The 15,581-nt window shown below is 73.6% G+C and carries 10 protein-coding genes; 7 read left to right on the top strand and 3 right to left on the bottom strand.

Annotation, left to right across the window (positions count from 1 at the left end; all coding sequences use genetic code 11):
• Nucleotides 1-13: 13 nt before the first annotated feature.
• Nucleotides 14-1,708 (bottom strand): fumarate hydratase, encoded by a 1,695-nt coding sequence (locus KDL28_RS25410; protein WP_252442256.1) that lies wholly within the window; start codon nt 1,706-1,708, stop codon nt 14-16.
• A gap of 276 nt (nt 1,709-1,984) precedes the next feature.
• Between KDL28_RS25410 and KDL28_RS25405 the strand changes: the two genes are divergently transcribed.
• The 5 genes from KDL28_RS25405 to KDL28_RS25385 all read left to right on the top strand — a co-directional run bounded on the left by KDL28_RS25405 (nt 1,985) and on the right by KDL28_RS25385 (nt 8,760).
• Nucleotides 1,985-4,339 (top strand): xanthine dehydrogenase family protein molybdopterin-binding subunit, encoded by a 2,355-nt coding sequence (locus tag KDL28_RS25405; RefSeq protein WP_252442254.1) that lies wholly within the window; start codon nt 1,985-1,987, stop codon nt 4,337-4,339.
• Nucleotides 4,340-4,473: 134 nt separating this feature from the next.
• Nucleotides 4,474-5,313: a fumarylacetoacetate hydrolase family protein gene (locus tag KDL28_RS25400; RefSeq protein WP_252442252.1), complete on the top strand. Its 840-nt coding sequence runs from the start codon at nt 4,474-4,476 to the stop codon at nt 5,311-5,313.
• 37 nt (nt 5,314-5,350) lie between these two features.
• Complete coding sequence (locus KDL28_RS25395) at nt 5,351-6,127, top strand: maleylpyruvate isomerase N-terminal domain-containing protein (protein WP_252442250.1); 777 nt, start codon at nt 5,351-5,353, stop codon at nt 6,125-6,127.
• Complete coding sequence (locus tag KDL28_RS25390; protein ID WP_252442248.1) at nt 6,118-7,581, top strand: RNB domain-containing ribonuclease; 1,464 nt, start codon at nt 6,118-6,120, stop codon at nt 7,579-7,581. Before KDL28_RS25395 ends, KDL28_RS25390 begins: the two co-directional genes overlap by 10 nt.
• 63 nt (nt 7,582-7,644) lie before the next feature.
• A complete protein-coding gene (locus KDL28_RS25385) occupies nt 7,645-8,760 on the top strand; it encodes a glutamate-cysteine ligase family protein (RefSeq protein WP_252442246.1) in 1,116 nt (371 codons plus the stop codon).
• Nucleotides 8,761-8,835: 75 nt separating this feature from the next.
• Here the strand turns inward: KDL28_RS25385 and panB are convergent, their stop codons facing one another.
• Both panB and KDL28_RS25375 read right to left on the bottom strand, forming a co-directional pair.
• Nucleotides 8,836-9,744 carry a 3-methyl-2-oxobutanoate hydroxymethyltransferase gene (panB, locus tag KDL28_RS25380; protein WP_252442244.1) on the bottom strand — a complete coding sequence of 303 codons (909 nt, stop codon included), beginning with the start codon at nt 9,742-9,744 and terminating at the stop codon, nt 8,836-8,838.
• 118 nt (nt 9,745-9,862) lie between these two features.
• Nucleotides 9,863-11,971 (bottom strand): NAD(+) synthase, encoded by a 2,109-nt coding sequence (locus tag KDL28_RS25375; protein WP_252442242.1) that lies wholly within the window; start codon nt 11,969-11,971, stop codon nt 9,863-9,865.
• Nucleotides 11,972-12,118: 147 nt separating this feature from the next.
• Here KDL28_RS25375 and KDL28_RS25370 point away from each other — a divergent pair, with 147 nt between their 5' ends.
• Nucleotides 12,119-13,693 (top strand): alpha/beta hydrolase, encoded by a 1,575-nt coding sequence (locus tag KDL28_RS25370; protein WP_252442240.1) that lies wholly within the window; start codon nt 12,119-12,121, stop codon nt 13,691-13,693.
• A 98-nt stretch (nt 13,694-13,791) separates the two neighbouring features.
• Nucleotides 13,792-15,135 carry a type I glutamate--ammonia ligase gene (glnA, locus tag KDL28_RS25365; protein WP_252442238.1) on the top strand — a complete coding sequence of 448 codons (1,344 nt, stop codon included), beginning with the start codon at nt 13,792-13,794 and terminating at the stop codon, nt 15,133-15,135.
• Nucleotides 15,136-15,581: the final 446 nt, after the last annotated feature.

Genomic DNA, 15,581 nt, shown 5'->3' with positions numbered 1-15,581 from the left:
CGGCAGGGCGCGCCTACCGCCGGAAGGAGACCTGCAGCAGGGGCTGGCCGACCTCGGAGAAGAAGTCGTTGCCCTTGTCGTCGACCACGACGAACGCCGGGAAGTCCGCCACCTCGATCTTCCAGACCGCCTCCATGCCCAGCTCGGGGTACTCCAGGACCTCGACCTTGCGGATGCAGTCCTGGGCCAGCCGGGCGGCCGGGCCGCCGATGGAGCCGAGGTAGAAGCCGCCGTGGGCGGCGCAGGACGTGGTCACCTGCGTGGAGCGGTTGCCCTTGGCCAGCATCACCAGGGAGCCGCCTGCGGCCTGGAACTGCTCGACGTAGGTGTCCATCCGCCCGGCCGTGGTCGGGCCGAAGGAGCCCGATGCGTAGCCCTCGGGGGTCTTGGCCGGGCCCGCGTAGTAGACGGGGTGGTCGCGCAGGTACTGGGGCATCGGCTCGCCGGCCTCCAGCCGCTCGGCGATCTTGGCGTGCGCGATGTCGCGGGCCACCACGAGCGAGCCGGTCAGCGAGACCCTGGTCTTCACCGGCAGCGTGGAGAGCTGGGCGCGGATCTGGTCCATCGGGCGGTCCAGGTCGACCCGCACGACCTCGTCGGAGAGGTCCTCCTCGGTGGTCTCGGGCAGGTAGCGGGCCGGGTCGCGCTCCAGCTGCTCCAGGAACACCCCCTCGGGGGTGATCTTGGCCTTGGCCTGGCGGTCGGCGGAGCAGGACACGGCGATGCCGACCGGCAGCGAGGCGCCGTGCCGGGGCAGGCGGACCACCCGCACGTCGTGGCAGAAGTACTTGCCGCCGAACTGGGCTCCGATGCCGAACCGCCGGGTCAGCTCCAGGACCTGCTGCTCGAGGTCGCGGTCGCGGAAGGCGTGGCCCAGCTCGGACCCGGCGTCGGGCAGGGCGTCGAGGTAGCGGGCCGAGGCCAGCTTGGCCACCTTGAGGGTGTACTCGGCGGACATGCCGCCGACGACGATGGCCAGGTGGTAGGGCGGGCAGGCCGCGGTGCCCAGCGAGCGCAGCTTCTCGTCGAGGAAGGCGGCCAGCCTGCGCGGGTTCAGCAGGGCCTTGGTCTCCTGGTAGAGGAAGGTCTTGTTGGCCGAGCCGCCGCCCTTGGCCATCACCAGGAACTCGTACTTCGGGGCCTGTCCCGGCGCGCTGTAGAGCTCGATCTGGGCCGGCAGATTGGAGCCGGTGTTGCGCTCGTCCCAGAACGAGGTGGGGGCCATCTGGGAGTAGCGCAGGTTGAGCGAGTCGTAGGCCTGGAAGACCCCGCGGGTGACGGCGCGCTCGTCGTCGCCGCCGGTCAGCACGGTCTCGGTGCGCTTGCCGATCACGATCGCGGTGCCGGTGTCCTGGCACATGGGCAGCACGCCGCCCGCCGAGACGCACGCGTTGCGCAGCAGGTCGATGGCCACGAACCGGTCGTTGGGGGAGGCCTCGGGGTCGTCGATGATCGCCCGCAGCTGGGCCAGGTGCGAGGGGCGCAGCATGTGCTGGATGTCGCGCACGGCCTCGCGGACGAGCGCGCTGATCGTGGCCGGGTCGACCTCGAGGAACGTCCGGCCGGCGGCCTCGACCACCCTGCCGGGGGAGAGGTCGAGCCTGCGGTACTCGGTGTCGTCGGGACCGAGCGGGAGCACCTCGGTGTAGCCGAAGCCGGGCTCGTCGCCGGGAGCCGCCGCGTGGTGGGAGGGGCTGTTGTCGGGCACGAACCCGCACGTTACAGGGGCGCGGGGAGGTGGTCGGGAAGTCGGACCGGCCCCCGACCGGTCCGACCCCCCGGGGCGGGCTCCGGTGCGGGCGAGCCCGTTCCGGAGCGTGGTCTGCGGTGGGGTGGAGGGCGAAGACTTCCGAATCGGAAGTAAACCGTCAACCGCTGGGGGCCCGCGTCGCCCTGATGGACGCGTTGGGATCAATAGCATCGGGCAACGAAATCCGGGGGCGAAACTGAGCGGAGGCCCCTCCGGACGCCGTAGGGTCGGACCATGCCCGGATCGATACTCGGCACTTCCGTCCGCCGGGTCGAGGACCTCGACCTGATCACCGGGGCCACCACCTACGTCGGCAACCTCGTCCTCGACGGGCTGCTGCACCTGGCGTTCGTGCGGTCCCCACTGGCCCACGCCACCATCACCGGCATCGACGCGGCGCAGGCCGTCGCCGCGCCCGGGGTCGTCGGCGTCTTCACCGCGGCCGACCTCGACCTGCCCGCCCACCACGGCCTGATGCCGGTCAACCCCGACGTCCCGCGCCCACCGCTGGCCGTCGACCGCGTCCGCTTCGTCGGCGAGGCCGTCGCCGTCGTCGTGGCGGAGACCAAGGCCGCCGCCGTGGACGCGGTGGAGCTGGTCGAGGTCGACTACGACCCGCTGCCCGCCGTGGTCGACGCCGAGGCCGCGCTCGCCCCGGGCGCGCCCCTGCAGTTCCCCGACCTGGGCACGAACCTGATGGCCGGGATGCGCCCGGCCACCGACGGCGAGCTCGACGGCGCCGAGGTCGTGGTGCGCGCCCGCATGGTGAACCAGCGCCTGGCGGTGATGTCCATGGAGGGCAACGCCATCGCCGTCGACCCGGACCCCGGCGACGGGCACGAGATGACGATCTGGGTGTCCACCCAGATGCCGCACGGGTTCCGCAGGCAGGCCGGGCAGCTGTTCGGGCTCGAGCCCGAGCGGATCCGGGTGATCGCCCCGCACGTGGGCGGCGGGTTCGGCGGCAAGGCCGGGTTCATCGCCGAGCACACCGCCGCGGTCGGGGTCGCCCGGCGGCTCGGGCGCCCGGTCAGCTGGGTGGATACCCGCTCGGAGAACCTCGTCTCGATGCCGCACGGCCGGGCGCAGATCGGCTACTACGAGCTCGGTCTCACCCGCGAGGGCGTGATCACCGGGCTGCGCGCGCGGGTCGTCGCCGACGCCGGGGCCTACGCGGGCTTCGGCGGGGCGCTGGCACTGGGGCCGACCCGCACCATGAGCCCGGGGGTCTACCGCATCGGGTCCGTCGGCTACTCCGCGGCCGTGGCGGCCACGAACACGACGCCGGTCGGGGCGTTCCGCGGCGCGGGCCGCCCGGAGGCGACGGCCTACCTGGAGCGGCTGATGGACCTGGCCGCCGACGAGCTGGGCCTGGACCCGGCCGAGATCCGCAGGCGCAACTTCATCGCCCCCGACGCGTTCCCGGTCACCACCGTCACCGGGGCCCGCTACGACATCGGCGACTACGACCTGCCGCTGCGCGAGGCGCTGCGCATCGCCGACTACGACAAGCTGCGCGAGGAGCAGGCCGCGCGCCGCGAGTCGGGCGACCCGGTGCAGCTGGGCATCGGGCTGGCGGTCTACGTCGAGATCACCGCCGGGGGCGGCGGCACCGAGTTCGGCTCGGTCACCGTGCACGCCGACGGCTCGGTGACCATCTCCGCGGGCACCTCCGGGCACGGGCAGGGGCACGCCACCGCCTTCGCGATGCTGGCAAGCGACCGGTTGGGCATCCCGATGGAGCGCATCCGGTTCGTCCAGTCCGACACCGCCGCGGTGCCGCGCGGCGGGGGCACCGGCGGGTCGCGATCGCTGCAGATGGGCGGCAACGCCGTCGCCGCGGCCGCCGACGACGTGCTCGAGCAGGCCCGCAGGCGGGCCGCGGAGCTGCTGGAGGCGAACACCGACGACGTCGAGCTGACCGAGGACGGCGAGTTCGGCGTGACCGGTGTCCCGGGCGCCACGCTCACCTGGACCCAGGTCGCCGCGCACGGCGAGGAGCTGCACGCGGGGCTGGACTTCCGCCAGGAGGGCGCCACCTTCCCGTTCGGGGCCCACGTCTCGGTCGTGGAGGTCGACACCGAGACGGGCATGGTGACGCCGCGGCGGCACGTGGCGGTGGACGACTGCGGCCGGGTGCTCAACCCGCTGCTGGTCGAGGGCCAGCAGCACGGCGGGCTGGCCCAGGGCATCGCCCAGGCGTTGTACGAGGAGGTCGTGTTCGACCCCGACGGCCAGCCGCTGACCGCCACCCTGGCCGACTACCGGATGCCCACCGCGGCCGACCTGTTCACCTTCGAGACGTCCAACACCGAGACCCCGACGCCGATGAACCCGCTCGGGGCCAAGGGCATCGGCGAGTCGGCCACGGTGGGGGCGACGCCCGCGGTGCAGAACGCGGTCGTCGACGCGCTGCGCCCGTTCGGGGTGCGCCACGTCGATCTGCCCTGCTCCCCGCAGCGGGTGTGGGCGGCGATCCGCGACGCCAGGGCGGGCCGCCCGGTCGACCCGTGGCGGGAGCCGCCGGCGGTGTTCGCGACGCTGCCGGTGCAGGGTGGGGCGAGCGGCGCGGAGGGCGGGGAGATCTGACCGCGGCGGACGGGCGCCGCGCACCCGCGCGCTCGGCGCCCGTTCGTCGAATCGTCCCGCCTCGACGCCCACCCGGGGATGTGCCGGGCGGTGCGCTGGGCCAGACTTCCCGGCGTGACGAGCGAGGAGACGCGATGAGGCTGGCCACGATCCGCACGGCGACGGGCACGCGGGCCGTGCGCATCGACGGCACCGGTCCCGACGACACCGCCGTCGAGACCGGTGAGGCGGATGTGCGCGCGCTGCTGGAGCGTCCGGACTGGGCCGCGCACGCCGCGGCCGCGGCCGGCCCGAGCCACCCGGTCGGCGGGCTGGACTACGCCCCGCTCGTGCCGTCCCCCGAGAAGATCATCTGCGTCGGCCTGAACTACCGCGACCACGTGCTGGAGATGGGCAACCAGCTGCCCGAGTACCCGACGGTCTTCGCCAAGTTCGCCCCGGCGCTCGTCGGCGCGCACGACGACATCGTGCTGCCGAGGGTGTCGGACAAGGTCGACTACGAGGCCGAGCTGACGGTGGTCATCGGCTCGCCGGTCCGGCACGCCACGGCCGAGCAGGCCGCCGCGGCCATCGCCGGCTACACCGTGCTCAACGACGTCAGCGTGCGCGACTACCAGAACCGCACGAAGCAGTTCCTGCAGGGCAAGACGTTCGAGAAGTCGACGCCGCTGGGCCCGTGGCTGGTCACCCCGGACGAGCTGCCCGACGGCGGCTGGGAGATCTCCAGCGTGCTCGACGGCGAGACGATGCAGCGGTCGACGACCGCCGAGCTGGTGTTCGGCGCGGTCGACCTGGTCGTGTACCTGTCGGAGATCCTCACGCTGAACCCGGGCGACGTCATCGCCACCGGCACGCCGGGCGGGGTGGGCCACGCCCGCAAGCCCCCGCGCTACCTGACCGACGGCGCCGAGCTCGTCACGTCGGTGGCCGGGGTGGGCGAGCTGCGCAACACGTGCCGCCTGGAGAAGCCGTGACCGACCCGTCCTGCGGCGGTGCGGTGCGGGCCGCGCCGTGACCCGCACCCTGGTCTCGTCGCTGGCCTGGGCCGGGGACGGGGCGGCGCACCTGCGCGGGCTGATGACGCGGATGGCGGACGCGGCGTTCGCCGCGCCGTCGCTGCTGCCGGGCTGGAGCCGGGCGCACGTGCTGACCCACGTCGCCCGCAACGCCGACGCGATGATCAACCTGCTGGACTGGGCGCGCACCGGCGTGCCCAGCCCGGCCTACGCCAGCCGCGAGCAGCGCGACCACGACATCGAGGTGGGCGCCCGGCGCGACCCGTCGGCGATCCGCGACGACGTGGTGGACTCCTCCGACCGGCTCGCCGTCGCGGTGCGCGGGATGCCCGAGCAGGCGTGGACGGAGCGGGTCGGCGGCAACGGCCCGCACGCCATGCCGGCATCGGACATCCCCTGGCTGCGGGCCAGGGAGATGTGGGTGCACTCGGTCGACCTCGACGTCGGCGCCTCGCTGGCCGACGCCCCGGCGCCGATGCTGGTCGCGGTCCTCGACGACGCCGCGCGGTCCATCGGCGCGAGCCCGCACTGCCCGCCCATGGAGCTGGTGGCCACCGATCTCGGCCGCCGCTGGTCGGTGGGCGGCGCCGGTACGGGCGACGGCCCCGAGCTCGCCCCGGCCGTCGACGCCATCTCCGCCGACGACGTGCGCCGCGTGGCCGTCAACGGCACGACCGTGCAGCTGGCGACCTGGCTGCTGGGCCGCTCGAAGGGGCGCGAGCTGCGGACCGGCGACGGTTCGCCGCTGCCCACGCCGCCGCGGTGGCTGTGAGCGGGCCGGGTCGGGTGCCGCCCGCGACCCCGGACTTCGCCGCGATCCGCGCCGAGTTCGCGCTGCCGCAGGAGTTCCCGCCCGAGGTGCTCGTCGAGGCCGAGCGGGCCGCCGCCCGGGGGCCGGCGGGCGAGCGCGTCGACGCGACCGACCTGCCGCTGGTGACGATCGACCCGCCCGGGTCGAAGGACCTCGACCAGGCGCTCGGGGTCGTCCGCACCGCCACCGGGTACCGGGTGCACTACGCGATCGCCGACGTGGGGTCCTTCGTCCGCCCCGGCGGTGCCCTCGACGCCGAGGTGCGCCGTCGCGGGCAGACGGTGTACCTGCCCGACGGGTCCGTCCCGCTGCACCCGCCCACGCTGTCCGAGCGGGCCGCGAGCCTCCTGCCCGACGGGCCGCGCCCGGCCGTGCTGTGGACCGTCGAGCTCGACGGGGCCGCCGAGCCGGTGTCGGTCGACGTGCGTCGGGCGCTCGTCCGCTCCGCAGCCCGGCTCGACTACGAGGGCGTGCAGGCCGACTTCGACGCCGGTCGGCTGCACCCCGCGCTGGCCGGGCTGCCCGAGCTGGGCCGGATGCGCCGGGCGCTGGCGCTGGGCCGCGGGGCGATCGAGCTGGAGATGCCCGAGCAGGAGGTCGTGCCCGACGGCGCGGGCTGGACCGTGCGGGTTCGCGCGCGCTCGGCCGTCGAGCAGTGGAACGAGCAGGTCTCGCTGCTCACCGGCGCGTCCGCGGCCGGGATCATGATCGAGGCCGGGGTCGGGCTGCTGCGCACGCTGCCCGCCCCGGACCCGGAGGCGCTGGCCGGGTTCCGGCGCACGGCCGAGGAGCTGGGCGTGGCCTGGCCCGACGGGGCGCACCCGGCGGAGGTGCTGGCCGGGTTGCCGCCGAGCGGTGCCGTCCCGCTGGCGGTGCGCCGGGCGGCGACGGCGCTGCTGCGCGGGGCCCGCTACACGGCCTTCGACACCGCGGCGGGGGTGCCGGTCCCCGAGGACCCCGGGCACGGGGGGATCGGGTCGACGTACGCGCACGTCACCGCGCCGTTGCGGCGGCTGGTCGACCGCTTCGGCTCGGAGCTGTGCCTGGCCCTGGCCGCGGGCCAGGAGCCGCCGGACTGGCTGCGCGCCGCGCTGCCCGCCCTGCCCGAAGTCATGGCCGCGTCCGACGCCCTGGCCGGCAAGGTCGGGCGGGCGTGCGTCGACCGCACGGAGGCCGGGCTGCTCGTCGGCCGCATCGGTGAGCGCTTCGAGGTGGTCGTGCTGCGTGCCGGCGGCCCGGAGGGGGAGCCGGGGGAGGTGTTCCTGGCCGACCCGCCGGTGGTGGCCCGGTGCGCCGGGGCTCCGCGGGCCGGGAGGACGGCGCTGGTCCGGCTGACGGCTGCCGATCCCGGCACCGGGCGCATAGAGTTCGCGGCCGGTGACGCACCGGCGTCCGGGGCGGCGCCGACCGCGTGACCGCCGGCGGCGACCCGGCTAGGTAAGGGTACCCTTAGCTCTCCGTCGTCTGGAGGTCGCTCCGTGCCCGAACGCACGTTCCGCTACGGCATCGAACACGAGTGCGCCATGCTGCGCGCCGACGGCACGTTCGCCGACTTCACCGCCGTGTCCTTCGAGGAGCTGCAGGCGGTGGTGGACGCGCTGCCCGCGGACCCGGCCGACTACCCCCAGCTGCGCATCGGCGACCAGGGCATCAAGCACAAGCGCTGGTACGTCGAGGGCTACGAGCGCTTCGACGAGCGGGGCGGGCTGCTGCGCTGCGACCCCAAGGGCATCGAGGTGCGCACGCGGATCCACACCTCGGTCGAGGAGGCCACCGACGCGCTCGCCGCCGACCTCGCCCTGCTCGACGTCGTGGCCGCCCGCTCCGGGCTGGCCACCACGACGATCGCGTTCAACCCGCTGCGCTCGCACTACCGGGTCGACCCGCCGCTGAACGACTGGGAGCGCAGCCACCGCACCGGCTCGCCCGAGGAGCGCACCGCCCACCTGCACATGGTCACCTACGGCCCCGACCTCAACCTCTCCTGCGCCGACCTCGACGCCGAGGCGCTGGTCGACGTCGGGCGCAAGCTCACCCACTACAGCCCGTGGCTGGTGCCGCTGTCGTTCTCCTCGCCGTTCCGCGACGGCCGACCGTGGGGCGGGTTGTCGGCGCGCACCCAGCTGCGCACGGGGGCCCGCCCGGCCGTGCTGGTGTTCCTCGGCCCGGACGACGCGCAGGTGCCCGCCGACCCCTCGCTCACCCAGCCCGCCCGGCTGGCCGCCGAGGTCGGCCGGATCGAGTTCAAGGCCTTCGACGCCTGCCCGGGCCAGGTGCTCTACGGCGAGCTGCTCAGCCTGCTGACCGGCCTCGTGCTGGACGACACGCTGCCCGGCAGGCGCACCACGCCCGACGGGCCGCTGCACCGCGAGGTGGCCGAGCGGGGGCTGGCCGACCCCGACGTGCACGCCACGACCGGCGAGCTGCTCCGCGCCGCGGCCGCCGCCCTCGCCGGCCGCGACGCCGACCTGGCCCGGCTGGAGTCGCTGCGCGGGCGCTGGGAGCGCCGGGAGTGCCCGGCGGTCGCGATGCTGGCCGAGCACGCCGCCGGTCGTCCGGTGGCCGGGCTGCCGGGCGCGTCCGTCCCGGGCTGACGCCGCGGTGGCACACCGCACGGGCGCGACGCGGGGTCCGCGCCCGTGCGGGTGGTCCGTGGGTCGCTCCGGCGGTCAGCTGTAGGAGTGCTCGGCGTCCGGGTAGGAGCCGCCGCGCACGTCCTCGCCGAAGCGCCGCGCCGCGTCCAGCAGCACGCCGCCGACGTCGGCGTACTGCTTGACGAACCGCGGCTTGCGGCCGCGGTTCATGCCGGCCATGTCCGACCAGACCAGCACCTGGGCGTCGGTCTCCTGACCGGCGCCGATACCGATGGTCGGGATGACCAGCTCGGCGGTCACCCGCTTCGCCACGTCGGCGGGCACCATCTCCAGCACCACCGAGAAGGCACCCGCGGCCTGCAGCGCCAGTGCGTCCTCGACGAGCCGCTCGCCGGCGTCGCCGCGGCCCTGGACGCGGAAGCCGCCCAGCGCGTGCTCGCTCTGCGGGGTGAAGCCCAGGTGGGCCATCACCGGGATGCCCGACCCGGCCAGCGCCTCGACCTGCGGGGCGAACCGGGCCCCGCCCTCCAGCTTGACCGCGTGCGCGCCGCCCTCCTTCATGAACCGGAAGGCCGTGGTGAGGGCCTGCTCGGCGCCCAGCGCGTAGCTGCCGAACGGCAGGTCGGCCACGACCAGCGCGGAACGAGCCCCGCGCGAGACGGCCTTCACCAGCGGCAGCATCTCCTCCACGGTGATCGGGAGGGTGTTCTCGTAGCCGTAGACGTTGTTGGCCGCCGAGTCGCCGACGAGCAGCACCGGGATCCCGGCCTCGTCGAAGATCTCGGCGGTGTAGGTGTCGTAGGCGGTGAGCATCGGCCAGCGCTCGCCGCGCTCCTTCAGCTCGCGCAGGTGGTGGATGCGGGTCCGCCTGGGCCTGCCGGTCGCCGGGGCCGCGGGGCCCGAGCGGTACGGCGGGGGGACCTCGTCGGTGCGGGGTGGCGTGCGGTCGGGTTCCGCGCTCGCGCGGGACTGGGTGTCAGACATCGTCGTCCGTCCTCCCTCGAGGCCCGCGGTGCGGGTCCCCGGGTCGTCGGGGGCTGATGGCGAAAGCGTGACACCCGCGTGGCCTGTGCATCACCGACCTGGGACGGAGTTCACACGCTCACTCCTCGGGGACGTTGGCCCGGACGTCCTCGACCCAGATCCGGGCCGACATGTCCGACGGGGCCCGCCAGTCGCCCCGCGGGGACAGCGAGCCCCCCGCGGACACCTTCGGCCCGTTGGGCAGCGCGGAGCGCTTGAACTGGCTGAAGCCGAAGTAGCGCTGCGCGAAGACCTCCGACCAGTGCCGGATCTCGGCCAGCGTGTAGGACGGGCGCTTGTCGTCGGGGAAGCCGGGCGGCCAGTCCCCGGCGTCCGGGTCGTGCCAGGCGTGCCAGGCCAGGAACGCGATCTTGGACGGCCGGAAGCCGTAGCGCAGCACCTGGAAGAGCGTGAAGTCCTGCAGGTTGTAGGGCCCGATCTTGGCCTCGCTGCTCTGCACCTCCTCGTCCTCTCCGGTGGGCACCAGCTCCGGGGTGATCTCGGTGTCCAGGACGTCGGTGAGCACGGCGTTGACGTCGTCGTCGAACAGGTCGGTGGCCGCGACCCAGCGGATGAGGTGCTGGATCAGCGTCTTGGGCACGCCGCCGTTGACGTTGTAGTGCGACATCTGGTCGCCGACGCCGTAGGTGGACCAGCCCAGGGCGAGCTCGGACAGGTCGCCGGTGCCCAGCACGATCCCGTTGCGCTGGTTCGCCGCCCGGAACAGGTAGTCGGTGCGCAGCCCGGCCTGCACGTTCTCGAACGTGACGTCGTAGACGGGTTCGTCGCGGGAGAAGGGGTGCTCGAGGTTCTTCAGCATCAGCCGGGCGGTCTCGGTGATGTCGATCGTCTCGAACGTCACGCCCAGCGCCTCGGACAGCCGCACCGCGTTGCCCTTGGTGCGCTCGCCGGTGGCGAAGCCGGGCAGGGTGAAGGCGAGGATGTCGGAGCGGGGCCTGCCGAGGCGGTCCATCGCCCTGGCCGCGACGATCAGGGCGTGGGTGGAGTCCAGCCCGCCCGACACCCCGATCACGATCTTCGGGTCGCCGATCGCGCGCAGCCGCTGCTCCAGGCCGGAGACCTGGATGTTGTAGGCCTCGTAGCAGTCCTGGGCCAGCCGGCTCTCGTCGGCGGGCACGAACGGGAAGCGCTCCACCTCGCGGCGCAGGCCGATGTCGCCGGTCGGCGGGTCCAGCCGGAAGCGCACCTCGCGCACGCCGTCGCCGCCGGGGCGCCGCTCGGCGAGGTGGCGGCGGTTGTCGTCGAAGGTGCCCATCCGGGCCCGCTCGGCCCGCAGCAGGTCGAGGTCGACGTCGGCCACCGAGCGGCGGGGGCCCTTCGGGAAGCGCTCGGTCTCGGCCAGCAGCACGCCGTTCTCGTAGATCATCGTCTGGCCGTCCCAGGCCAGGTCGGTGCTCGACTCGCCTTCGCCCGCGGCCGCGTAGACGTAGGCGGCCAGGCAGCGCGACGAGGCCGAGCGGCACAGCAGCTTGCGGTCCTCGGCCCGGCCCACGGTGATCGGGCTGCCCGACAGGTTGGCCAGCACGGTCGCGCCGGCCAGTGCGGCCTCCGCGCTCGGCGGCACCGGCACCCACATGTCCTCGCAGATCTCCACGTGCAGCACCAGCCCGGGCACGTCCTCGGCGCGGAACAGCAGGTCGGGGCCGAACGGGACCTCGGTGGTGCCCCCGGCGCCGTCGGGCACCCGGATCGTGCCGCGCACGTCGTCGCCCACGGCGAGCTGGCGGCGCTCGTAGAACTCGCGGTAGGTGGGCAGGTACGACTTCGGCGCGACGCCGAGCACCCGCCCGCGGTGCACCACGACCGCCGTGTTGTGCACGCGGTTGCGGTAGCGCAGCGGGGCGCCGACCACCAGCACCGGCAGCAGGTCGGCCGACCCGACGACCACGTCGCGCAGCGCCGACTCGACCGCGTCGAGCAGGGTGTCCTGCAGGAGCACGTCCTCGATCGAGTACCCGCTGAGCGCCAGCTCCGGGAAGACGGCCAGCCCGACGCCCTCGTCGTGGCACTCGCGGGCCGCGCGCAGCACCGACTCCGCGTTGCGGTCGGGCTGGGCGATCGCGGTGGTCAGCGTGCAGGCGGCGGTGCGCACGAAGCCGTGCCGGTAGGCCGAGCGGAAGGCCGCGCCCCTGTTCTCGGTGCCCTCGTTCTCCATGGTCGTGCGCACGCCGCCTCTCGTGATCGGGTCGGTGGGACACGCGAACCGTACGACGGCTCCGGTACCCGCCGCTGGAGCGCCGACACGCCCCGCCTGTCGTCATCACGTCATCGATGCGGTCTGCCCGCCACCGGGCCCACTGGCATGCTGTGCCGGGTGAGAGCCCGGCTAGGAACACCCGCCGCATTCGTCCTCTGCTGCGCCGTGCTGGCGGGGTGCACCCAGTCCACCACCGGCGCCGCCGCCCCCAGCGGGGCGAACGGTCCGCAGCCCACCGAGGACTCCGCCGAGCTGGCGTCGTTCTACGAGCAGCAGCTGACCTGGGGCCCGTGCGGGGAGTTCGCCGTCAGCGCCGAGGACCGCCAGGCCTACTCCGCCCCCGGCTTCGACTGCGCCAGGCTCGAGGTGCCGGTCGACTACGCCGCCCCGGCCGGGGAGAAGGCGCAGATCGCACTGCTGCGGCAGAAGGCGTCCGGCGAGAAGATCGGTTCGCTGCTGTTCAACCCGGGCGGGCCCGGAGCGTCCGGGATGAGCCTGGTCGCCAACCTCGCCGGGGGCCTGACCGGCAGCCCGCTCTCGCAGCGCTTCGACCTCATCGGGTTCGACCCGCGCGGCGTCGGCGCCTCCACCCCGACGATCGACTGCCTCACCAACGAGGAGTGGGAGGTCGAGCGGGCCGACCTGGACGTCGACCCCTCGCCCGCGGGGGTGCAGGAGACCGAGGCGGAGAACGAGGAGTACGCGCAGCGCTGCACCGAGCGCTCCGGGGGCGCGGCCTTCCTGGCCAACTCCGGCACCCGCGACGTCGTCCGCGACATGGACATCATGCGCCAGGCGCTGGGCGACGAGAAGCTGAGCTACGTGGGCTACTCCTACGGCACGCGGATCGGCTCGGCCTACGCCGAGGCCTTCCCGCAGAACGTGCGGGCGCTGGTGCTCGACGGGGCGCTGGACCCCAAGGAGACCACCATCGACCGCACGGTCAAGCAGAACGCCGGGTTCCAGCAGGCCTTCGACGCGTTCGCCGCCGACTGCGCCGCGAACCCGGCCTGCCCGCTGGGCACCGACCCCGCACAGGCCACGGCGGTGTTCCAGCAGCTCACCCGGCCGCTGATCGACCAGCCGATCGCGGTCGGCTCACGCACGCTCTCCTACGGCGACGCGGTGACCGGGGTCATCCAGGCCCTCTACGCCAAGGACTTCTGGCCGGTGCTGACCCAGGGCATCGCCGGGCTGGCCACCGGCAACGGGCGCATCCTGCTGGCACTGGCCGACCTGTACTACGGCCGCGGCGACGACGGGAACTACGACAACAGCATCGAAGCGTTCGTCTCGATCAGCTGCATGGACGAGGAGCGGATCGCCGACCGGGCCCAGCAGGAGGAGCTGATCCGGCGGGCCAACGAGGCCGCCCCGTTCCGCGACGACGGCCGGGGGGCGGTCGGCGCGCTCGACCCGTGCTCGTTCTGGCCGGCCGAGCCGACCAGCCAGCCGCACACGCCGCAGGCCGCGGGACTGCCCCCGACGGTCGTGGTGTCGGTCACCGGCGACCCGGCCACGCCGTACCAGGCCGGTGTCGACCTGGCCCAGGCCCTGGGCGGCAGCCTGATCTCGGTGGAGGGCAACCAGCACACCGCGGCGCTGCGGGGCAACCGGTGCATCGACGACGTCGTCAACGCCTACCTGATCGACCTGGAGGTCCCGCAGGGGCAGACGGAGTGCGCGCTATGAGGGCCGTTCGGCCGCCCGTCAGCCGATCGGGTCGTGATGTCGCACGCCCTGATCTGGCGGGAAACACGTTCGTAACGCGTCGTTCCTAGGCTCGCCCCATGGATCGCCAGCAGGAGTTCGTGCTCCGCACGCTCGAGGAACGCGACATCCGGTTCGTGCGACTGTGGTTCACCGACGTGCTCGGGTACCTCAAGTCGGTCGCCGTGGCACCGGCCGAGCTGGAGGGGGCCTTCGCCGAGGGCATCGGCTTCGACGGCTCGGCCATCGAGGGGTTCGCCCGGGTCTACGAGTCGGACATGGTCGCCCGGCCCGACCCGTCGACGTTCCAGGTCCTGCCGTGGGAGACCGCGAGCGGTGAGCACTACTCGGCCCGGATGTTCTGCGACATCGCCATGCCCGACGGCTCGCCGTCCTGGGCCGACCCGCGCCACGTGCTGCGCCGCGCGCTGAGCCGGGCGGGGGAGGCCGGGTTCACCTGCTACGTGCACCCGGAGATCGAGTTCTACCTGCTGCGCGACCTCCCCTCGGACGGCAGCCCGCCCGTGCCCGCCGACTCGGGCGGCTACTTCGACCAGGCCAGCCACGACGTCGCCCCGCACTTCCGGCGCAACGCCATCGAGACGCTGGAGTCGATGGGCATCTCGGTGGAGTTCAGCCACCACGAGGGCGGGCCGGGGCAGCAGGAGATCGACCTGCGCTACGCCGACGCGCTGACCATGGCCGACAACATCATGACCTTCCGGTACGTGGTGAAGGAGGTCGCGATCACCCAGGGCGTGCACGCGTCGTTCATGCCCAAGCCGTTCTCGGCCCACCCGGGATCGGCGATGCACACGCACTTCTCGCTCTTCGAGGGCGACCGCAACGCCTTCCACGACCCCGACGACCCCTACGAGCTCTCCGAGACGGGCAAGGCGTTCGTCGCCGGCGTGCTGCGCCACGCTCGGGAGATCACCGCGGTCACCAACCAGTGGGTGAACTCCTACAAGCGGCTGATCACCGGCGGGGAGGCGCCCACCGCGGTGTCCTGGGGCCACGCCAACCGATCGGCGCTGGTGCGGGTGCCGATGTACTCGCCGGGCAAGTCCTCGACGCGCCGGGTGGAGATCCGCACCCTGGACACGGCGTGCAACCCCTACCTGGCCTACGCCGTGATCCTCGGGGCCGGGCTGCGCGGGGTGCAGAAGGGCTACGAGCTCGGCGCACCCACCGAGGACGACGTGTGGTCGCTGACCGACACCGAGCGCCGGGCCATGGGCTACGAGCCGCTGCCGCAGAACCTCACCGAGGCGCTCGGCGCGATGGAGCACTCCGAGCTGGTCGCCGAGATCCTCGGCGAGCACGTGTTCGACTTCTTCCTGCGCAACAAGCGCGCGGAGTGGGACGCCTACCGGCGCAACGTGACGCCCTACGAGCTGGCGACCTACCTGCCCGTGCTGTGACGCGTCGCTGATCAGGTCGTGACCGGTTCGTGACGGTCGCCGGTGCTCCGCGGGAACGCCCCGCGGAGCACCTCCGTCTCCGGGCCCGGGCTCGTGACCTGCGCGAACGCGAACGGGCCCCCCCGATTTGAACTCCTGGAAGCCTGCGTGTAACTTCTTCCATGTCGCCACGGCGGGCAGCACGACAGACCGGGACTGGTTCTCAGGCCCAGAGTCAGCCCGCGTAAGCTGGAGACAGCCCCGGCCGGACCCCCGGGACGCTCAGCGTCCAGGAGGGGTACAGTGTCGGGGGCGCCCCGGAAGTCACCTAGCGGTGTCCGATGGTGTGTGGGTGTCTTTTGAGAACTCAACAGTGTGTCGAGCTATTGTTTTTCTGGTTTTGGTTTTGTGCCAGATATTTGTTCGGCCGAGTGGAGCGCGTACCCCGTGCGTTGGCTTCCTCGGTG

It is taken from the genome of Pseudonocardia humida, from assembly GCF_023898865.1.
Classification (GTDB): Bacteria; Actinomycetota; Actinomycetes; order Mycobacteriales; family Pseudonocardiaceae; genus Pseudonocardia; species Pseudonocardia humida.
This window is presented reverse-complemented; position numbering and strand designations above follow the sequence as displayed.